The 19,388-nt window shown below is 62.1% G+C and carries 18 protein-coding genes; 15 read left to right on the top strand and 3 right to left on the bottom strand.

From position 1 onward, the window contains the following. Both FJ958_RS22435 and FJ958_RS22440 read left to right on the top strand, forming a co-directional pair. On the top strand, positions 1-437 hold a 437-nt coding region (locus tag FJ958_RS22435; protein ID WP_246679697.1), incomplete at its 5' end, for a cation:dicarboxylase symporter family transporter. Between the two features lie 155 nt (positions 438-592). Beyond that, complete coding sequence (locus tag FJ958_RS22440) at positions 593-3,349, top strand: winged helix-turn-helix domain-containing protein (protein WP_140745544.1); 2,757 nt, start codon at positions 593-595, stop codon at positions 3,347-3,349. Between the two features lie 86 nt (positions 3,350-3,435). Here the strand turns inward: FJ958_RS22440 and FJ958_RS22445 are convergent, their stop codons facing one another. Both FJ958_RS22445 and FJ958_RS22450 read right to left on the bottom strand, forming a co-directional pair. After that, positions 3,436-4,086, bottom strand: a complete 651-nt coding sequence (locus FJ958_RS22445; protein WP_140745546.1) for an isochorismatase family cysteine hydrolase — start codon at positions 4,084-4,086, stop codon at positions 3,436-3,438. Between the two features lie 246 nt (positions 4,087-4,332). Next, entirely contained in the window at positions 4,333-5,097 is a 765-nt protein-coding gene (locus tag FJ958_RS22450; RefSeq protein WP_246679699.1) for an alpha/beta hydrolase, read from the bottom strand. 360 nt (positions 5,098-5,457) lie between these two features. Between FJ958_RS22450 and FJ958_RS22455 the strand changes: the two genes are divergently transcribed. The 13 genes from FJ958_RS22455 (at position 5,458) to FJ958_RS22515 (ending at position 18,554) form a co-directional block, all read left to right on the top strand. Beyond that, positions 5,458-6,429 carry an alpha/beta hydrolase gene (locus FJ958_RS22455; RefSeq protein WP_210243465.1) on the top strand — a complete coding sequence of 324 codons (972 nt, stop codon included), beginning with the start codon at positions 5,458-5,460 and terminating at the stop codon, positions 6,427-6,429. A 184-nt stretch (positions 6,430-6,613) separates the two neighbouring features. Then, complete coding sequence (locus FJ958_RS22460) at positions 6,614-7,444, top strand: alpha/beta hydrolase (RefSeq protein ID WP_140745550.1); 831 nt, start codon at positions 6,614-6,616, stop codon at positions 7,442-7,444. A 20-nt stretch (positions 7,445-7,464) separates the two neighbouring features. Continuing rightward, positions 7,465-8,340 carry an alpha/beta hydrolase gene (locus FJ958_RS22465; RefSeq protein ID WP_140745551.1) on the top strand — a complete coding sequence of 292 codons (876 nt, stop codon included), beginning with the start codon at positions 7,465-7,467 and terminating at the stop codon, positions 8,338-8,340. Further along, positions 8,337-8,894 (top strand): transporter, encoded by a 558-nt coding sequence (locus FJ958_RS22470; protein ID WP_140745553.1) that lies wholly within the window; start codon positions 8,337-8,339, stop codon positions 8,892-8,894. The genes FJ958_RS22465 and FJ958_RS22470 overlap by 4 nt, the downstream gene beginning before the upstream one ends. 192 nt (positions 8,895-9,086) lie before the next feature. Next, the gene (locus tag FJ958_RS22475) at positions 9,087-9,359 is read left to right on the top strand and encodes a XapX domain-containing protein (RefSeq protein WP_140745554.1); all 273 of its coding nucleotides are present in this window, start codon (positions 9,087-9,089) and stop codon (positions 9,357-9,359) included. Continuing rightward, positions 9,359-11,335 (top strand): amidohydrolase, encoded by a 1,977-nt coding sequence (locus FJ958_RS22480; protein WP_140745556.1) that lies wholly within the window; start codon positions 9,359-9,361, stop codon positions 11,333-11,335. The genes FJ958_RS22475 and FJ958_RS22480 overlap by 1 nt, the downstream gene beginning before the upstream one ends. Next, entirely contained in the window at positions 11,335-11,736 is a 402-nt protein-coding gene (locus FJ958_RS22485) for a DoxX family protein (RefSeq protein WP_181176478.1), read from the top strand. The genes FJ958_RS22480 and FJ958_RS22485 overlap by 1 nt, the downstream gene beginning before the upstream one ends. Continuing rightward, positions 11,736-12,164, top strand: a complete 429-nt coding sequence (locus tag FJ958_RS22490; protein WP_140745666.1) for a DoxX family protein — start codon at positions 11,736-11,738, stop codon at positions 12,162-12,164. Before FJ958_RS22485 ends, FJ958_RS22490 begins: the two co-directional genes overlap by 1 nt. Continuing rightward, complete coding sequence (locus FJ958_RS22495) at positions 12,161-13,792, top strand: MFS transporter (protein ID WP_140745559.1); 1,632 nt, start codon at positions 12,161-12,163, stop codon at positions 13,790-13,792. Before FJ958_RS22490 ends, FJ958_RS22495 begins: the two co-directional genes overlap by 4 nt. Continuing rightward, positions 13,789-15,135: an alginate export family protein gene (locus tag FJ958_RS22500; protein ID WP_140745561.1), complete on the top strand. Its 1,347-nt coding sequence runs from the start codon at positions 13,789-13,791 to the stop codon at positions 15,133-15,135. The genes FJ958_RS22495 and FJ958_RS22500 overlap by 4 nt, the downstream gene beginning before the upstream one ends. A gap of 152 nt (positions 15,136-15,287) precedes the next feature. Continuing rightward, positions 15,288-16,895 (top strand): FAD-dependent oxidoreductase, encoded by a 1,608-nt coding sequence (locus FJ958_RS22505; RefSeq protein WP_246679705.1) that lies wholly within the window; start codon positions 15,288-15,290, stop codon positions 16,893-16,895. 222 nt (positions 16,896-17,117) lie between these two features. Continuing rightward, a complete protein-coding gene (locus tag FJ958_RS22510; protein ID WP_140745565.1) occupies positions 17,118-17,807 on the top strand; it encodes a hydrolase in 690 nt (229 codons plus the stop codon). Positions 17,808-17,930: 123 nt separating this feature from the next. Next, positions 17,931-18,554, top strand: a complete 624-nt coding sequence (locus tag FJ958_RS22515; protein ID WP_140745567.1) for a hydrolase — start codon at positions 17,931-17,933, stop codon at positions 18,552-18,554. A gap of 79 nt (positions 18,555-18,633) precedes the next feature. On the opposite strand, the gene FJ958_RS22520 is transcribed toward FJ958_RS22515, so the two are convergent. After that, on the bottom strand, positions 18,634-19,311 hold the full coding sequence (locus FJ958_RS22520) for a DsbA family oxidoreductase (RefSeq protein ID WP_140745569.1): 678 nt from the start codon (positions 19,309-19,311) through the stop codon (positions 18,634-18,636). Positions 19,312-19,388 lie beyond the last annotated feature (77 nt).

The following is a 19,388-nucleotide window of genomic DNA, read 5'->3' on the forward strand; positions in this document are numbered from 1 at the left end:
CCTCGATCTACATGACGCTGGCGGCACTGTTCGTGGCGCAGGCCACCAACACCGACCTGTCGCTGCATCAGCAATTCGCCATCTTCGCTGTCGCCATGCTCACCTCCAAAGGCGCGTCCGGCGTCACCGGCGCCTCCTTCATCGCGCTGGTCGGAACCCTTTCGGTGGTTCCCGCCATCCCGGTCGCCGGCATGGCGCTCATCCTCGGCATCGACCGTTTCATGAGCGAAGCCCGGGCGCTGGTGAACATGATCGGTAACGGGGTCGCCACGGTGGTCATGGCACGCTGGGAAGGCGAACTCGACTACGCGCGGCTCGACGCCGCGCTGTCGGGCCAGCCGTTGGCCGATCCCTACCCGCTGGACCTCGTCGAGACGGGCCGTGAAGCTGTCGCCGGTTCGATCGAGCGCGGGCCGCTTGCCGTCGCGCCGCGTTGATCTCCGATTGCCCGGGGCCGCGCGGCCCGGGCATCCTGGTCTCGGTAGTTTCGGCTTCAGCGAATTGAATGCGTGGAGCGTCAGCACGCGGGTTTGCAAAGGAGCATGCCGTGTGAAATCCTCAGGACGTTTCCACGGATCCAGTCCGGAACCTGATGATGGGTGCCTCGTTCACGTTCGGATCATTCACGCTGATGCCCGGCGAGCGGCTGCTGTTGCGTGATGGACAAAGATTGCGCATAGGCAGCCGTGCCCTGGACATACTTATTCACCTGGCATCACGGGCCGGCGAGATCATTCCCAAACATGAACTCGTCTCTCTGGTGTGGCAAAACACGTTTGTCGAGGAAAACAACCTTCGCGTCCATATCACCTCGCTACGCAGGATTCTCGGCGATGATGGTGATGCGCCGCAATATATCGCGAATGTCCCGGGCCGCGGCTATTGCTTTGTTGGAAGGGTCTCCGTCCAGGCATCGCAGGTCCCAGCCGAACCCAAGATGCCCGCCAGCGGCATATGGGGTGTACCCCGGCTTGCGATCAACGTCATCGGCAGGGACACCGTGCTTGCTCAACTGGTTCAACAGGTTCGGGAACAGCGGCTGCTTACCCTCGTTGGGCCTGGCGGCATTGGCAAGACAACGGTGGCGATCGCAGTGGCGGAGCGCCTTAGGGGGCGTTATCCCGGCGACGTTGCATTCGTCGATCTCGCGGGCGCATCCAATGGAGGGTTGCTCGCTGGATATGTCGCGACGGCGATCGGCTGCGCGCTGACGTCGTCCAACCCTGTTGCTGAGCTCGCCGGCCACTTAAGGGACCGGTCGATGTTGCTGGTCCTCGATTGCTGCGAAGGTCTGATCGACGAGGTTGCGGTACTCGCGGAGACGCTGATTGCCGAAACACGGCAACTCACCATCCTTGCCACCAGCCGGGAACCCCTTCGCGTCCTGAGCGAATGGGTCTTTCGTTTGCCGCCATTGGATTACCCAGGCCTTGAGGAGGGGCTGGATAAGACAACCGCGCTTGGATTTCCGGCCGTTCAGCTGTTCGAGGAGCGCGTGGCTGCGAGAATGGGAGGTTACGCGCTGAGCGACGCCGACGCGCCTTTGGTGTCGGAGATCTGCCGCAGGCTCGACGGCATTGTCCTTGCAATTGAATTGGCATCCGGACGCGTGGACACACTCGGCATTGCCGGCGTCGCCGAATCGTTGAGGAGCAGTTTCGACATTCTGACGCGCGGGCGGCGTACCGCGCTACCCCGGCATCAGACCCTTCGCGCGACGATGGACTGGAGCTTTTCGCTGCTCTCTCCAGTGCAGCAGTTTGTGCTCGCGCAGCTTTCCCTGTTCGTTCATGAATTCACGCTGGAAGCAGCGCGTGCCGTCGTTCCAGGCGATGACACCGTCGACGTGGAAGGCAGCCTCACAGACCTGGTCGCGAAATCGCTGGTGGTGGTCGATCGCAGCGTTCATCCCGCGCACTTTCGGCTCCTGGACATGACACGTGCCTATGCTGCCGAGAAGCTGATGGCGTCGGGATTGCGCGAAGACGGTGCACGGCGACACGCCGTCCACTACCTGAACGTTCTGGATCACGCCGCGCGGCAGTGGGAGGTCGAACATGAGGCTGGATGGCTTGATGCTTACCGTCGCGACATAGGCAATCTGCAGGCCGCCCTGGATTGGTGCTTTTCGCCTGGCGGCGACGCCGGAACGGGCGTCGCCATGACGGTCGCGGCGATCCCGCTTTGGTATCAACTGTCGCTGGTTGACGAGTGTCTGATGAGAGTCCAACAGGCACTGGATTGGCTCGCAGGCCAGCCCGAAGCGGACCAACCAAGCGTGATGCGATTGCACGCGGCACGTGGCTTTCCGCATATGCGGTCGATCTCAGGCCGCTCGGATGGTGCCGAAGCATGGACCCGGGCATTCGAGATCGCTCAAAGACTCGGGGATGTCGATTTCCAATTGCGTGCCCTTTGGGCGCTATGGGTTGATTACAACAATGGCGGCAAACCCCGCCTTGGGCTGGAGACGGCCGAAGCTTTTTGCGAACTATCGAAATCCTCGACCGACGACACGGACCGCCTGATTGGCGACAGACTGAAGGCCAGGTCATTGCATCTGCTCGGGGACCAGATCGGTGCGGAATATCATGTGCGGCGTATGCTGGCGGCCTATCAGCCGCCGGCAAATGGATCGCATCTCGCACGCTTCCAGTATGAGCAGCGCATCACCGCGCGCATCACATTGGCCCGCGTGCTGTGTCTGCGAGATCGGACTGAGGAAGCGCTGCGCGAAGTTGATGAAATGATCGAGGAGGCGCTTTCCCTGCGCCACAATCTTACGCTCTGCCACGCGCTTTCAGATGCGGCCTGTCCGGTGTCGCTGCTCGCCGGCGATCTGACGCGGGCAGGACGTTACATTGAAATGCTGCGTCGGCGCACAAGGGACAACGCGCTTGACGTTTGGCATGCCCATGCAGGCTGCTTCGAGGGCGACTTGATGATCCGCTCTGGCGACGCGACGACAGGTGTCGCGGTCGTCCGCGGGGCTCTCGCCCGGTTGGACCGCGCCGGGTTTTACCTTTGCCACTCGTTCTTCCAATCGGTCCTGGCATCGGGTCTGGCCCAACTTGGGCGCGACGCCGAGGCGATCGCATTGCTCGATGCGGCTCTGTCGCGCTGCAAGGAGAGCGGCGAAGCCTGGTATTGCGCTGAGGTGATGCGCCAGAAAGGCGAAATAGTAGCTCGGCGAGTTTCCGGTCTGGACGACGCCGGCTGTCTGTTCAAGGGCGCGTCGGCGGTGGCACGGGATCAAGGCGCAACCGCCTTCGAACGACGTTCGGCTGCTGCTTTGGTCGCGCTAAGCAGACCGCTAGCATCGGCTAACTCGCACTCCGGGTTCCCCTGAGCGGCTGTCGCTGCCAAGTCATGATAGGCCATTGTTCGTCAGTTAATCGTCACGAAGCCCGTCGCTGGAAGTTTAAGCGGGAATATCTACACTTCTGGCCGAGACCCGTCTCCTTTCAGTGCCGCGATCAACTCGTTCGTGGTGACGATAGCATGTGCGTAGGTAGGCCCGTTGATCTCGTGAGCGCTGTGCAGCGCTTCAGGGCTGGCCGCCGCTGTCGCGTCCCGGACCAGCGTCACGTGATATCCGAGTTCGGAAGCGAAGCGGCCGGTCGTCTCGATGCAGGTATTCGCGATGAGCCCGATCAAGATCACATGTGTAACTTTCCGCTGCTTGAGTAGCATGTCGAGATCTGTATTGGCGAAGCCACTTCCTCCCCAGTGCTCCTTGACGACGATCTCGCCGGGTTGTGGCGTGAAGTCAGGGTACCATTCGGCGCCCCAGCTACCTCTAGCGAAAACCTGCGCACGTGCGGAGCCAAGCTGATAGGGGGAGGGATGGTCCCAATTTTCCATGTCGCCCGGAACCCACTGGTGATGGGGTACAATAAATACTGCCAGTCCCGAGGCTCGAGCGGCCGATAGCGCGGCACGTAGGTTGTCGTGCAGGTGAACGGCCTGCGCGACGTCCTTCACGAGATGCCAAAGTTTTCCGTCTTCGGCGAGGAAATCATTATAGGGGTCAACGAAAAGCAACGCAGTACGTGTGGCGTCGTAGGAAAGTTCTGCTGGCGACATGGCTAGGACTCCTTCGGGTTTCAGTGGCGCTTTACTCGCTGAGGTTCATCTTCCCTCTGCAACCATGTTTGGGAAAGTTCGATAGTCGTTTGAGTGTGTCATGCCTTGGGAGATTCCCATCTGACCGCGAGTGGAGGGGTGCCGCCGTCTCGGGGACCGAGGGAGGTCGTCGGGGGTGAGACGGCGGCACTCGGATCCCGTGAAGCAGCCGGGGAGGGGGGACGACGGCTTCGCGGGATAGGCCGATCAAGGCTTGGCGGAAGCCTTGGCGGCGGTTTCGATCAGCTTGGCAGTCTCGTCAGCGTGCGCGATGAAGGACAGATGACCACCTGTCACCTTCTGCACGGTGGAGTGTGCGCGCGTGAACATCATCTCCTGCTGCGCGGGCGGGATCACGTGATCGGCATCGGCCGTCTGGTACCAACTCGGCTTCGTCCTCCAGGCCGCGACCTTTAGCTTCGTGCCGCCCGCACCTTTGAGGGAAATAGGCACCTGCGAATCGCGGAAGAATTCCGCATCGGCAGCGGGCAGACTGTCTGCAAACCCGGGCACGTATGCCGCTTCGTTGAAAAACACAAAGCCGTCTTTGGTCAAATCAAACGGTGGCGGGTTCTTGGGGTCTTGTGGAAGGAGGCCAAATACCGACTCACCCTTGTCCGGCATGAAGGCCTCGACATAGACGAGCCCGACGACTTTCTTGTTGTCACCTGCTTGGGTGATGACAGCGCCGCCATAGGAATGGCCGACGAGGATCGTTGGGCCATCCATACGGTTGACTACGCGGTCGGTGGCTGCGACGTCGTCGGCGAGGGACGTCAGCGGGTTTTGCACCATGCGGACGTTGTAGCCGTCCTTCTTGAGGATATCGTAGATCGCACGCCAGCCCGAACCATCGGCCCAGGCACCGTGGACGAGCACGATGTTCTTGACGCCGATCTCATCCGAAATAGCTGCAGTCGTGGTGAGCAGAGTTGCTGCAAGAACGGCAATGGTTGCCTTGGCCAGGTTCATCTTCATCTCCCATTGGTACGCCGGTTAGTCGGCATGGGAGAGTGATGCATCAGGGCTGCGCGGTAAGCGAGTTAATCGCTGTGAAGACTTGCTAATCCGCTGATGCACTGCAAACACAGGACGTTCTGAGCGCAATAGGGGAACTTGGTTCTTACCGGATCGGTCCGGCAGGATCCGGCCCAGTTGCTGTGCAGCTCAAGAGGTATAACTCGCAGGCAGGCGCAACGGCCTTAACGGCGTTCGGCCCCCGCTGGCCGCGCTAAGCAGGCCGCTAGCATCGTTTAGCATCGATTAACTCGCGCGCCGGGTTCCCCTGAGCGACTGTCTGCGCATCAACGAAGCGCACAGAGGAAGCGAGTGATGACGTCAAACCGCAATTCATCCTTTCGTCGAGCAGTGGTGGCCGGCGCTGCGCTGCTCACCGTCCTTTCCACCTCAGTGATGGCCAATCCGGCGACTGCGACCGAACAGAGCCAGGCCACTTCTTGCGGCGCCGCTTGCGTGGAGACGAAGACGCTGAACATCGACGGCGTCACCTACGCCTACCGCTCGCTCGGGACGCCTTCGGGGACGCCTCTGGTTTTGCTCAATCGCTTCCGCGGAACGATGGACGAGTGGGACCCGGCATTCCTTGATCGCGTCGCGGCGCGCCGGTACGTCGTCATCTTCGACAACGTCGGCGTTGCCCGCTCCAGCGGAGAAGCGTCTCCACACATGGCCGACTGGGCAAGGAATGCGGGCGTCTTTATCGACGGCCTTGGCTTCAAGCAAGTCGATCTGCTGGGCTTTTCATTCGGCGGCTTGGTCGCACAGGAACTTACGCTTCAGCGCCCCGGTCTGGTCCGCAGGCTGATTATTGCCGGCAGCGGTGCAGGCTACGTCCAAGGCGCAAACCTTAACCGCAAGGCAATCGAGGTCGCCACCAAGCCGACCAACACGGACGAGGACTTCCTTTACCTGTTCTTCAAGGACACCGAGACCAGCCAAGCCGCCGGACGTGCCCATCTTGCGCGGCTGCGGGAACGCAAGGACGCATTTGTCAGCTTGGTCAGTGAAAAGACCTGGAAGGCGATGCTCTCCGCTGGAGCCGATGTCGGCACGCCGGAAACATCGCTTCTCAACCGCGTCGGCGCGATCCGGCAGCCAGTGCTGATCGCCAATGGCAACGAAGACATCATGATACCGACGTTCCAATCCTACGCACTGGCGCAGGCGATCCCGAATGCGAGGCTGATCATCTATCCGGATTCGGGGCATGCCTTCCTTTTCCAGTATTCGCGCGAATTCGGCGACGAGGTCATTCGTTTTCTAAGCGAGGAGTCAAAACCATGAATGCTGCCCCGCATTGTTTCCAAGTCACCCTCCTTTTGGCGGGAAAGGAGATATCTCCATGACAAACTTGCATCCCACCCGCCGCCACATCCTTGCGGGCGGCATTGCCCTCGGCGCGGGCTCACTGCTTCCGGGATACGTCTTGCAAGCGCAATCCAACGATCAACCAAGAGGAAATCAGACCATGAGCTTTATCAAAACCACCGACGGCACCGAGATCTTCTACAAGGATTGGGGGTCCAAGGACGCGCAGACGATCGTCTTCCATCACGGCTGGCCGCTCAGTGCCGACGATTGGGACAATCAGATGCTGTTCTTCCTCCACAAGGGCTATCGGGTCATCGCGCATGACCGCCGCGGCCATGGTCGCTCAACCCAGACCGCCCACGGCAATGAAATGGATACCTACGCAGCCGATGTCGCCGAACTGACCGCCGCCCTCGACCTGAAGAACGCCATCCATGTCGGCCATTCCACCGGCGGCGGCGAGGTTGCACATTACGTCGCCCGAGCCAAATCCGGCCGCGTGGCGAAGGCGGTCCTGATCAGCGCTGTGCCGCCGATCATGGTCAAGTCCGAGAAGAACCCTGGCGGTCTGCCGGTAGAGGTGTTCGACGGTTTTCGTGCGGCGCTGGCCGCCAATCGCGCTCAATTCTACTATGACGTGCCTGCTGGTCCCTTCTATGGCTTCAACCGGCCTGGCGCCAAGGTTTCGCGAGGCATCGTCGATAATTGGTGGCGCCAGGGCATGATGGGCGGCGCCAAGGCCCACTACGACTGCATCAAGGCCTTCTCCGAAACCGATTTCACCGAAGACCTGAAGAAGATCGAACTTCCGGTCCTGGTGATGCACGGCGACGACGACCAGATCGTGCCTTATGCGGACGCAGCCCCGCTTTCGGCCAAGCTGCTGAAGAATGCCAAGCTGAAAACCTACGAAGGCTTGCCGCATGGAATGTGCACGACCCATCCCGACGTGATCAACAAGGACCTTCTCGCCTTCATCGAGGCGTAAGGCAACTGGAGGTTCAAACCATGACCTATGTAAGCGCACCTCCCGCACAGGAGGAATATCTTGAGCGCGAGAATGCTCCTCGCCTCTTCGTGAGAGCTTGGCATCCCTTGGGGACGCCAACCGCCGTCGTGGTGATCTGCCACGGATTGAACTCGCATAGCGGCCAGTATTTCTGGACGGCCGGGCAGTTGATCGCCAAGGGCTACGCTGTCTATGCCCTTGATCTTCGTGGGCGGGGAAGGTCCGACGGCGAACGCTTCTTTGTCGAGAGCATGGCGGATTATGTCGACGATGTATCGGCATTGGTTCAGTTCGCGAAACGGCGCGAGCCTGGACTGCCTGTCTTTCTGTTGGGACATAGCGTGGGTGGGGTGATCTCGGCAACCTATGCGCTCGATCACCAGACGGAACTCACGGGCTTCATCTGCGAGAGTTTCGCTTTCCGGGTTTACGCGCCCGACCTCGTTCTCGCCGCGCTCAAGGGGCTCAGCCACATCGCGCCACACCTTCACGTGTTCAGCCTGAACAATGTGGATTTTTCACGCGATGAATCGATCGTCGCTGCGATGAACACCGATCCGCTCATCGAGAAGGAAAGCCAGCCCACGAGCACCGCGGCCGCGCTTGCTCGCGCCGACGAGCGGCTGACCGATGAAGCGGGCTCGATCCGGCTGCCGATCCTTGTCATGCATGGCACTGCCGACAAGGCGACCAAGCCGGCGGGTAGCCAATTGTTCTTCGACACTGTCGGCTCGCCAGACAAGACCATGAAGCTCTATCCTGGCTATTTCCACGACCTTCTCAATGATCTTGGCCGTGACGCCGTGATCGAGGACGTGCTGGGGTGGATTGGCGCGCGCGTGAGTTGGCCCCGGATCGCGGCTGCGGCCGGATGAACGGTGGTCCAGTCGCAGTGGAACCAATCGGTACGCTGCCGGAAGCCGCCATTCGTATCGCGGTCATGGTGAGCCCGACGATAGGAGGAAGCGGCGAATTCGAGCAGTTTCTGAGCGTCTACTACGCGCTTCAGGACGCCGGCGCGGAAGCCGTCATCGCCTCGGCTTCCGGCGGCTATTCATGGCCGACGACGCCAAAGAGAGCAGGTGAGGGGGATGGCAACCTCGAGGCACGGTTCCGCGGAGATCGCAAAGCTCGCGATGACCTCGCAAACACCCTCCAGTTCCGCCAGATATTCGTTGAGGATTTTCATGGCGGCCTTTGCATCGGCGATCCTGGCGCAATCTGGCGCGATGCAGATGTGGATTCTGCTGCTGCGCTCATCGCGCGGTTCCTGCAGGTCGGCAGACCGGTTGCCGTCCTGCGCAGAGCTCTTGAGATCGAACCGGAAGGCGCAGCCGCCGGCCTTCTTATCATCGGCGACAATGGATGGTCGCACGCGGTTCAAGCGCTGATGGCTGCGGCTCGCAAGAATACGAGAACGCTTTCTTGATACCTGACAAAGGAGCTGGCCAAGGTATCGATCGCCGGTCGCGACGGCGTGCCCGCAACGCCCTCGCGAAATCAGACAAAGAACCGTTCAATTCGACAAGACGCGGGCGCGCATGTTTCGCACCCTGTCGCAACATGGCGCCTTCCATCGAGATGGGTGGTCGGCCTTCTCTTCACGGCACCGGGTAAGCGGATGAAAGTCTATTTGTTATCCCTCGGCGCAGGCCTGCTCGTCGGCGTCATTTACAGTCTCATCAACGTTCGTTCGCCGGCGCCGCCGGTCGTGGCGCTCGTGGGCCTCCTGGGCATTTTGATCGGTGAGCAATTGCCGCCGCTGGTGCGGAGTCTGTGGGCCAAGGAGCCCGCGCTGCAATCCTGGCAAAATCAGGTCCGGCCGCATGTCTTCGGTCACCTGCCGCGCGGCAAGCAGGCTCAAGACGAGACGAAAGAAAGGGAGAGCGCATAATGCCGACGCGTCGCGCCGTCCTGGGCGGGCTCGTTCTCCCCGGTCTCGCCCTGTCCGCCTTTGCTCAAGGCCAATCCCAACAATCCGGAGACAAGTCGGTGACAGCAGACCTTATCCTGCACAGCGGCAAAATAACCACGCTCGACCGGACCAAGCCGTCGGCTAGCGCCGTCGCGATCAAGGATGGCGTGTTCCTCGCGGTTGGCAACGAGGCCGACGTGATGGCGCATGCCGGCCAGCAGACGAAATTTATCGACCTCAAGGGACGCCGCGCGCTTCCGGGGCTGATCGACAACCATCTGCATATCATCCGCGGCGGATTGAACTTCAACATGGAGCTGCGCTGGGACGGCGTGCGTTCGCTGGCGGACGCCATGAACATGCTCAAGCGTCAGGTCGCGGTGACGCCGCCGCCGCAATGGGTGCGCGTCGTCGGCGGCTTCACCGAGCATCAGTTCGCCGAGAAGCGCCTGCCGACGATCGAGGAACTCAATGCCGTCGCGCCAGACACTCCGGTCTTCATTCTGCACCTCTACGACCGCGCTCTGCTGAACGGAGCGGCACTGCGTGCAGTCGGCTATGGCAAGGACACGCCCAACCCGCCAGGCGGCGAGATCACGCGCGACGCCAACGGCAATCCGACCGGGCTGCTGCTCGCCAAGCCCAATGCCGGCATCCTCTATTCGACGCTCGCCAACGGTCCCAAGCTGCCCTTCGATTACCAGCTCAATTCGACGCGTCATTTCATGCGCGAGCTCAACCGGCTTGGCGTGACGGGGGCGATCGATGCCGGCGGCGGCTTCCAGAACTATCCGGATGACTACGCTGTCATCCAGAAGCTCGCCGATGACGGCCAGTTGACCATCCGCCTCGCCTACAACCTGTTCACGCAGAAGCCGAAGCAGGAGAAGGAAGACTTCCTCAACTGGACCAGGACCTCCAAGTACAAGCAGGGAACGGATTATTTCCGCCATAACGGCGCCGGTGAGATGCTTGTCTTTTCGGCCGCCGATTTCGAGGATTTCCGTGAGCCGCGTCCCGACATGCCTCCCGAGATGGAAGGCGACCTCGAGGGCGTCGTGCGCATCCTGGCCGAGAACCGCTGGCCCTGGCGCCTGCACGCAACCTATGACGAGACGATCTCGCGGGCGCTCGACGTCTTCGAGAAGGTCGACCAGGACGTTCCCCTCAAGGGGCTGAACTGGTTCTTCGACCATGCCGAGACGATCTCGGAGCGCTCGATCGATCGCATCGCAGCACTTGGCAGCGGCGTCGCGGTGCAGCATCGGATGGCCTATCAGGGCGAGTATTTCGTCGAGCGCTACGGCCCCGGCGCGGCCGAGGCCACCCCGCCGGTGGCACGCATGCTGGAAAAGGGGGTGAAGACCTCGGCCGGCACCGACGCCACCCGCGTCGCCTCCTACAACCCCTGGGTCTCGCTGTCCTGGCTGGTCACCGGCCGCACCGTCGGCGGCATGCGCATGACCCCACAGCGCAACTGCCTCGATCGCGAGACAGCGCTGCGGATGATGACCGAAAAGGTCACCTGGTTTTCCAATGAGGAGGGAAAGAAGGGCCAGGTCGCCGTTGGCCAGTTCGCCGACCTGATCGTGCCCGACCGCGATTTCTTCTCGTGTCCGGAGGACGAGATCTCGCACATCAGCGCCGATCTGACGCTGGTTGGCGGCAGGATCGTCTATGGCGCCGGGGACTTCGCAAGTCTGGACCAGAGCGCACCCCCTCCGGCGATGCCCGACTGGTCGCCGGTCCGGACCTTCAAGGGCTATGCGGCCTGGGGTGAGCCCGAGGGTGCCGGCAAGAACTCGTTGCGGCGAACGGCCATGACCAGTTGCGGCTGCGCGAGCAGCTGCGGCGTCCATGGTCACGACCATGCCGGGGCGTGGTCGAGCCGCCTGCCGGTCTCCGACCTCAAGAGTTTCTGGGGCGCGCTCGGCTGCGCCTGCTGGGCGGTATGATGCGTGACATAGCCCTGCTGGCGGGCCGCTTTCTGCTCGTCGTGCTGTTCGTCGTCAGCGGCCTCGGCAAATGGAGCAATCTCGCTGGCACGGCCGAAACGATCGCCGCCAAGGGCTTTCCCGCGCCATTCGCATTCGCGATTTTGGCGGCCGCCGCCGAGGTGTTGGGAGCCCTGGCGATCATTCTCGGCGTCCTGCCACGCCTTGCGGCAGTCGGACTGGCCGCCTACGCGCTGGTGACGGCCTTCGTCTTCCACGCCTTCTGGGGAATGCCCGACCCGGGCGCCGCGGAGATGCAGTCTATCCACTTCCTGAAAAACCTCGGCCTGGCCGGCGGTTTTCTTGTGCTTGCCGGCGCCGGAGCGGGCTGCTTCGCCTTGATACGAAACGAGAGACCATGATGACGATATCGGATTCCGCGACCGTGCCCGCGAGGCAGGCTCCAGCACTGCGGTGGGTTGCGATGCTCCTGCTCTGCGGCGCCTACATCCAGGGGCCGGTGACCAAGATTCTCGATTTCAGCGGCGCCATCGCCGAGATGAACCATTTCGGCCTCTCGCCCGCGCCTGTCTTCGCCGTTCTGGTGATCGTCTTCGAACTCACGGCGAGCGCGATGATCCTGGTCGGCCGCTGGCGTTGGCTCGCCGCACTCTGCCTCGCCGGCTTTACGCTGGTCGCCACGTTCATCGCCCTGCGTTTCTGGGAGCTGCCGGCCGGACAGGACCGGATGATGGCGACCAACGCCTTCTTCGAACATCTCGGCCTGATTGGCGGCTTCCTCCTGGTCGCTCTCGATGACTTCGCGCGGCCGAAGGGAGCCGACAATTGAGCGGGGAGCATCCAAGGCCCGCCGTATCCAGCTTCGTGCCGTTGCGGCAGAAGGTCTTCGCCGTTCTGTGGGCGGCGACGATCATCGGCAATGTGGGCAGCTTCATGCGCGATGTCGCCAGCGCGTGGCTCGTCACTGATCTCTCCGGCGCCCCGGCCGCGGTCGCGATGGTGCAAGCGGCGGCAACGCTGCCGGTCTTTCTCCTTGCGATCCCTGCTGGTGTACTCTCCGACATTCTCGATCGCCGGAAGTTCCTGATCGCCGTCCAGCTTATGCTCGGGCTGGTGAGCCTGTCGCTGATGTCGTTGTCGCTGAGTGGACTTCTCAGCGTGAGTTCATTGGTGGCATTGACCTTTCTCGGTGGCGTCGGCGCCGCCCTGATGGCGCCCACCTGGCAGGCGATCGTACCCGAGCTTGTCGCCAAGGGCGATCTCAAGAGCGCGGTCGCACTGAACTCGCTCGGCATCAACATTGCGCGTGCGATCGGCCCCGCTTTAGGTGGCCTGATCCTGGCGGCATTCGGAGCCGGCGTCACCTATGGCGCCGACGTGGCGAGCTATATCGTCGTCGTCGGCGCGCTGATCTGGTGGCGGCGAGCGCCTGATACCGACGATGCGTTGAGCGAGCGCTTTGGCGGCGCCTTCCGTGCCGGACTTCGCTATGCGAGGGCCAGCCGCGAGTTGCACCTGGTGCTGCTGCGCGCCGCGATCTTCTTCGCCTGCGCAAGCGCCGTCTGGGCGCTGCTGCCGCTCGTCGCGCGCAACCTGCTCGGCGGCGGCGCCAGCTTTTATGGTGTGCTGTTGGGTGCGGTCGGAGCCGGCGCCATCATGGGCGCGATCGTACTGCCGCGCTTGCGGAGCACCTTGGACGCCGACACGCTGCTGCTTTTGTCGGCAATCATGACAGCGGCTGTGATGGCGGCGCTCTCCTTCGGCCCGCCGCAATGGCTCGCGGTCGTAATCCTGCTCCTGCTCGGCATGGCCTGGATCGTCGCCCTTACAACACTCAACGGTGTCGCCCAGGCGATCCTGCCGAACTGGGTGCGCGGGCGCGCACTGGCGGTCTACCTGACTGCCTTCAATGGTGCGATGACCGTCGGCAGTCTCGGCTGGGGTGCAGTCGCGGAAGCCGCTGGCATCCAGGGCACGCTGCAGATCGGGGCGGCCATACTGTTCGTTGCAGGCCTGATAATGCACCGCATCAAACTGCCGATAGGCGAGGCCGATCTTGCTCCCTCCAACCACTGGCCCGAACCACTCGTCGCTGCTCCGGTCGAGAATGACCGCGGGCCGGTCCTGATCCTGATCGAGTATCGTGTTCCGAAGACCGAGCGCGAAGCGTTCTTGCGAATGGTTCGCGCGCTCTCCGCCGAACGGCGGCGTGATGGGGCTTATGGCTGGGGCATCACCGAGGATTCGGCCGACCCGGAAAAGCTGGTCGAGTGGTTTGTGGTGTCGTCGTGGGCGGAGCATTTACGCCAGCATCGCCGTGTATCGAAAGCCGATGCCGATCTGCAGAGCGAAGTCGCGCGCTTCCATGTCGGACCGGATGGACCAGTCGTGCGGCATTTCATCCATCTGGATTCGCCTCCTCGCACCGCTGCTTCCGGTAAAGGGGTGAAGGCATGACGCGAGCGGGTCCGATCGCGCTGGTATGGCTGTTGCTGACCTCGGGCGGTGTCGTCACGGCGCAGGCGGACGATCATGACAAACTGGCGGCGAAAAATCCTTTCGATGCCCTCAAGGACATTCCCTTATCGCCTGATGGCCAGGTCACCCTCTCGCTCGGAGGGCAGTTGCGCATCCGGTCTGAGTTCTCGCGCAATCCTGTGTTCGGGCTGGCGGCGCCCGAGCGCAACGACGGCCTGCTGATGCGTACCTACCTTTCGGCCGACTTGCGTATCGGCCAATTCCTGAAGACCTATGTCGAGCTTGTCAGCGGGCAGGCGCCGGTCTGGAACGGAACGCCCCCGCCAACGCAACTCGACCGGCTGGACCTGTTGCAGGGTTATGGCGAACTCATGCTCCCGACCGATCTCGGCGGCATCATGATCCGCGGCGGAAGGCAGGAGATGAGCTACGGCTCATCGAGGCTGGTCTCTGTGCGCGAAAGTCCGAATGTCCGCCGCTCCTTCGACGGCGTGCGAGCCGCCTGGATCGCTTCGTCGAATGCGCGCATCGACGCGTTCGTTACGCGGCCCGTGCTGCCGCAGGACGGTATCTTCGACGACAAGTCCGACCCTGGTCAGACATTCTGGGGCGTCTACGGCACGGGTCAGGTTCCGGATTTGCCGGCTCTCAAGATCGATCTCTATTATCTCGGCCTGGATCGCCAAAATGCCCGCTTCGCGCAGGGCACGGCCGACGAGCGCCGTCACACCGTGGGCGCCCGGTTCTTCGGCGAGGCGGGCAATTTCGACTGGAATGTCGAGGCCGCCTATCAGTTTGGTCAATTCGGACACGACAAGATACAGGCATGGACCGTTTCGGCCAATCTCGGCTACACCTTCGTAAACATGCCCTTCTCGCCACGGCTCGGCCTCAACGCCGACGCGATCAGCGGCGACGGCAATCTGGAAGACGGCACGCTAGGCACCTTCTACCCGCTCTTCCCGAAGCTGCCCTACTTCTCGGAAGCGAACCTGGTGGCCCCCGCCAACCTCCTCGATATCCAGCCGAACGTCACTCTGACCCTGCTACCGGAAGTCAAGCTCACCTTCGGCTGGAACCCGCTCTGGAAGCAGGCGGAGGAAGACGCGTTTTATGGGCCGGCCATCACGCCCGTCGCCGGGACGACCGGGGGCACCGGCCGTTACATCGGCCAGCAGTTCTCGACCACTCTGGAATGGGAGGTAACCGATCATCTGACGCTGGGAGGCACGTATGTGAACTATGTTCCGGGTGAGCGTATCCGCGAGGCTGGCGGCACGTCCGGGTCGTTCGCCGCCGGCTGGGCGACCGTATCGTTCTAGTCGGAGGCACAACATGATTTTCCCCGCTCATCGGCATTCAGCCAATCGGATGTGCAGGCTCGCAAGTCATGCAGCCGAGCGCACCCTGTCATAAGGAGAGCATTCGCGTGACCGATCAGCAGAAAGGCGGTGTTGGATCCCGCACGGATCAGATGTTCCCCGTTCTTGCACAAATCCAGGTCGAAGCGGCGCGCCGTTTCGCGAGCGGTCCACCGCAACATTTTTCGGCGGGCGAGATGATCTTCGCCACGGGTGACCGGGATGTGCCGGTCTGGCTTGTGCTTGACGGCTCGATCGATGTCTTGCGGCGGGACGGCCTTGATGAAGAAGCGCCTATAACCACCCATGGTGAAGGGCAATTCACCGGAGAAGTCAGTCAAATTGACGGCCGCGCGACCATCGCCTCGGCTCGAGCCGGCCAAGATGGCGCGATCCTGCTTCCGTTCGATCCAGCGCATTTGCGGGCGCTGATGATCGGATCGGCGGAAGTCGGTGAGATCGTCATGCGCGCGCTTATTCTACGCCGTGTCGGGCTGATCGAGCAGGGCGGTTCGGGCACGATTCTCATTGGCGGGCCAGGCGATGCACATGTTCTGCGCCTCCAGGGCTTCCTGACCCGAAACGGCTATCCCAACCTCGTCATGGATCCCAAGGTCGATGGCGAGGGCCGCAGCTTCGTTGAGCGCATGGCGCTTCTGCCGATCGAACTGCCGCTGGTCGTCTGCCCCAACGGCACGTTGTTGAAGCGGCCCGATGAGGCGGAGTTGGCTGCCTGTCTCGGCATCGTTCCCAAAATAGATCCGCACAACATCTACGATATTGCCATCGTCGGCGCAGGCCCAGCTGGGCTGGCCGCAGCGGTCTATGGTGCTTCGGAAGGCCTCTCGACGATCGTTCTCGACGAGCGCGCCATGGGCGGCCAGGCCGGCGCGTCGGCGCGGATCGAGAATTATCTCGGGTTTCCCACGGGCATATCGGGACAAGCGCTTGCCGGCCGCGCATTCAACCAGGCCCTCAAATTCGGGGCGGAGGTGGCCATTCCCGTGAGCGTGGAGCGGCTGGAACGTATCGGTGACCGGCTTGCGCTCAATCTTTCGGACGGTACGACGATTGCCTCGCGCACCGTCGTGATCGCCTCGGGCGCAACCTACCAGCGCCCGGACATTCCTGGTCTGTCTCGTTTCGAGGGGGCAGGGGTATCCTACTGGGCGTCCCCGGTCGAGGCTCGCTTGTGTACGGGCAAGGTCGTTGCTCTTGTCGGCGGCGGCAACTCGGCAGGCCAGGCGATCGTGTTTCTGGCGCCACATGTGGAGCGCCTTCACGTGTTCGTCCGGCGGGACCTGTCGGAGACGATGTCTCGCTACCTTATCGACCGTATCTCGGCGCTTTCCAACGTGGAAGTTCACGTCGGCATGGACCTCGTCGAACTCGACCGCGACGGCGACACCCTTGCCAATGCCGTCGTTCGCGACCGGACCAGTGGCGTGTCTTCGCGGTACGATATCACTCACCTGTTTCTGTTCATCGGCGCGACACCTCACACAAGCTGGCTCGGCGGCTCGGTTACGATGGACGGAAAGGGCTTCATCCTGACTGGCGGAGCGACAGCGTCGCTCGAGACCAGCATACCGGGAGTCTTTGCGATCGGCGATGTTCGCGCCGGTTCGACCAAGCGGGTCGCAGCCGCGGTCGGCGATGGAGCCGCGGCGGTCGCCCAGATTCACAGTTACCTCAGCAGATCAGCAAAGGAGGCGCCATGAACGGCCGATGAGGCGCCAGGCCGACGGCACCTCCTTCGCCCTGGCTGGGTGACCGTCTTATTTTCTCATTCGGTGCAAACAAACTTTGCACAAATCGACAATCCGCGATGCGGATATGCAAGCCGAGGACCGTATCCCCACCGACAATGCTGGCGGCCCGGATCAATGCCGGACAAGCATCCCAGCGCTTCTGATCAGAGTACTTCATTCGGAGAGAAAACCATGTCGAAATACCTGGAAGTCCTGACGCCTCAAAACAGCCAGCTCATCATCATCGACCAGCAGCCTCAGATGGCGTTCAGCGTGCAGTCGATCGACCGGCAGACGCTGAAGAACAATGTCGTCGGCCTGGCGAAAGCCGCGAAGGTGTTCAATATCCCGACGACGATTACCACGGTCGAGACCGAGAGCTTCTCTGGTTATGTGTTCCCTGAACTCATGGCCGTGTATCCCGAGCACAAGATCCTGGAGCGAAGTTCAATGAACTCCTGGGATGATCAGAACGTCCGCGACGCGCTGGCCGCGAACGGGCGCAAGAAGGTCGTCGTGGCGGGTCTGTGGATCGAAGTCTGCAACCTGACCTTCGCGCTTGGCGCGATGCTCGAGGGTGATTACGAGATTTACATGGTTGCCGATGCTTCCGGCGGCACTTCGCAGGACGCTCACAAATACGCCATGGACCGCCTGGTCCAGGCCGGCGCTGTTCCGGTGACCTGGCTGCAGGTACTGCTGGAGTGGCAGCGCGACTGGGCGCGCCGCGAAACCTACGAAGCCGTGTCAGCGGTCATAAAGGAGCATTGCGGCGCCTACGGCATGGGCGTCGATTACGCCGTCACCATGGTTCACAAGGGCCCCGAACGTGTCGCCCACGGCGAGCGCATCGGGCCGAACCCGGCTAAAGTTTCCTCCTGAGCCGTACCGCCGTTGCGAGCGCGTCCGACGCGCTCGCAACGGCAACGAACGTCAGCGCGCTGTGTGGCCAACCGGCGACCGCGCGCGATCCATGCGGATCGGCAGCCCGAAGGAATCTTGGTCATGATAAAGTCTCTTCTCGATGGCGGTAACTGCGCACTCGTCTTTGTCGATCAGCAGGCTGGGCTGGCCTTCGGCGTCGGCTCCGGCGATCGCCAGAAGCTGCTCAACAACGCGGTGGCGCTCGCCAAGACGGCGAAAGTGTTCGCACTGCCGATCGTCGCCTCGACCTCGGCCACCAAGGTTTACAGCGGCCCGATGATGCCGGCGCTGCAGCGGGCTATCCCGGACGTCGTGCCGATCGACCGGCGCAGCATGAACGCCTGGGAGGACGAGGCGGTTCGCAAGGCCATCGTTGCGACAGGCCGCAAGCGGCTGCTGATCTCGGGCCTGCTGACCGAGGCCTGTGTCAGCTTTACCGCGTTGTCCGCCGCCGAAGAGGGCTATGAGGTCTACGTCGTTGGCGACGCCTGTGGAGGGCTCACACCCGAGAGTCACGAGTTTGCGCTGCAGCGCATGCAGTCGGCCGGCATCCGGACGACCAGCTGGATTCAGGTGTTGCTGGAACTGCAGCGCGACTGGACACGCCACGAGACCTATGACGGTGCGCGTGCAATCGTCGAGGAGTTTGGAGGCGGCTACGGCATTGGGCTGGCCTATGCTCGCGACATGATCAAGCCGGCCTGACAGCGAACGCGGCTTCGCCCGAGGTGAGGGGGCTTGACGTTGCCTCGGCGGAGGACGGCGCCGGTTCAGATCGACTTTCCTATTGCCGAGAAGCAACCGTGCAGGCACCGGCGGTGCAAGCACTGCCCCGTTCGGCGGCGCGGCGGAGCGCCGCTTCGAAGATTTCGACTGGTTGTGCGCCAGAAACGATCTCACCATCGATGTCGAAGCTGGGAACGCTGCGTACGCCGCGATTTTGGACGCTGAGTTCCAGGTCGCGGACGGCTTCGGTACCACCGCCTCCCGCCAGGAATGCGGCTGCCTGTGCACGATCTATGCCATTTTCAGCGGCTATGTCGGCCAGCACGCCGGCATTGCCGATATCGCGGCCATGCTCGAAATAGGCGGAGAAGATCCGGTTGGCCATTGATGTCGCGCTGCCTTGCTCTTGAGCCCACTGCATCAGGCGATGGGCGAATAGGGTGTTGGGAGTCCTTTCGATGGCGGGATAGTCGAACGCCACACCATCGCCTTTCGCGGCCTCGATCGTGTGTGCATCGAGCAACCGGCTGCGTTCCCAACTGCCAAATTTGAGCGAGCGGTAGGTTTTCCTGTCCATGCCTTCAGGACGCATGTCGGAATTGAGCTCGAACGGCAGCCATTTCAACTCGACGTCCATTCCGTCAGGGAGACTGTCGATAGCCTTGCTCAGGCGGCGCTCGCCGATCAAACACCAGGGGCAGATGAAGTCGGACGTGATGGTAACGGTTATGGTCATGATTGGGCTCCTTTCGGAACCAATTTGTCTCATGAAGGATCCGATGATAATTGACCATCATTCGAGATGTTCATTGC

Origin of the sequence: Mesorhizobium sp. B2-3-5 (assembly GCF_006442395.1) — a bacterium.
Taxonomy (GTDB): domain Bacteria; phylum Pseudomonadota; class Alphaproteobacteria; order Rhizobiales; family Rhizobiaceae; genus Mesorhizobium.

Coding starts and splice junctions, on each gene's coding strand:
- FJ958_RS22445 (WP_140745546.1), bottom strand. CDS start 4,086: ATGTCGCCAGCAGAACTTTCCTACGACGCCACACGTACTGCGTTGCTT.
- FJ958_RS22470 (WP_140745553.1), top strand. CDS start 8,337: ATGAACGGTGGTCCAGTCGCAGTGGAACCAATCGGTACGCTGCCGGAA.
- FJ958_RS22515 (WP_140745567.1), top strand. CDS start 17,931: ATGATAAAGTCTCTTCTCGATGGCGGTAACTGCGCACTCGTCTTTGTC.
- FJ958_RS22475 (WP_140745554.1), top strand. CDS start 9,087: ATGAAAGTCTATTTGTTATCCCTCGGCGCAGGCCTGCTCGTCGGCGTC.
- FJ958_RS22465 (WP_140745551.1), top strand. CDS start 7,465: ATGACCTATGTAAGCGCACCTCCCGCACAGGAGGAATATCTTGAGCGC.
- FJ958_RS22520 (WP_140745569.1), bottom strand. CDS start 19,311: ATGACCATAACCGTTACCATCACGTCCGACTTCATCTGCCCCTGGTGT.
- FJ958_RS22490 (WP_140745666.1), top strand. CDS start 11,736: ATGACGATATCGGATTCCGCGACCGTGCCCGCGAGGCAGGCTCCAGCA.
- FJ958_RS22510 (WP_140745565.1), top strand. CDS start 17,118: ATGTCGAAATACCTGGAAGTCCTGACGCCTCAAAACAGCCAGCTCATC.
- FJ958_RS22455 (WP_210243465.1), top strand. CDS start 5,458: ATGACGTCAAACCGCAATTCATCCTTTCGTCGAGCAGTGGTGGCCGGC.
- FJ958_RS22480 (WP_140745556.1), top strand. CDS start 9,359: ATGCCGACGCGTCGCGCCGTCCTGGGCGGGCTCGTTCTCCCCGGTCTC.
- FJ958_RS22505 (WP_246679705.1), top strand. CDS start 15,288: ATGTTCCCCGTTCTTGCACAAATCCAGGTCGAAGCGGCGCGCCGTTTC.
- FJ958_RS22500 (WP_140745561.1), top strand. CDS start 13,789: ATGACGCGAGCGGGTCCGATCGCGCTGGTATGGCTGTTGCTGACCTCG.
- FJ958_RS22450 (WP_246679699.1), bottom strand. CDS start 5,097: ATGAACCTGGCCAAGGCAACCATTGCCGTTCTTGCAGCAACTCTGCTC.
- FJ958_RS22440 (WP_140745544.1), top strand. CDS start 593: ATGATGGGTGCCTCGTTCACGTTCGGATCATTCACGCTGATGCCCGGC.
- FJ958_RS22485 (WP_181176478.1), top strand. CDS start 11,335: ATGCGTGACATAGCCCTGCTGGCGGGCCGCTTTCTGCTCGTCGTGCTG.
- FJ958_RS22460 (WP_140745550.1), top strand. CDS start 6,614: ATGAGCTTTATCAAAACCACCGACGGCACCGAGATCTTCTACAAGGAT.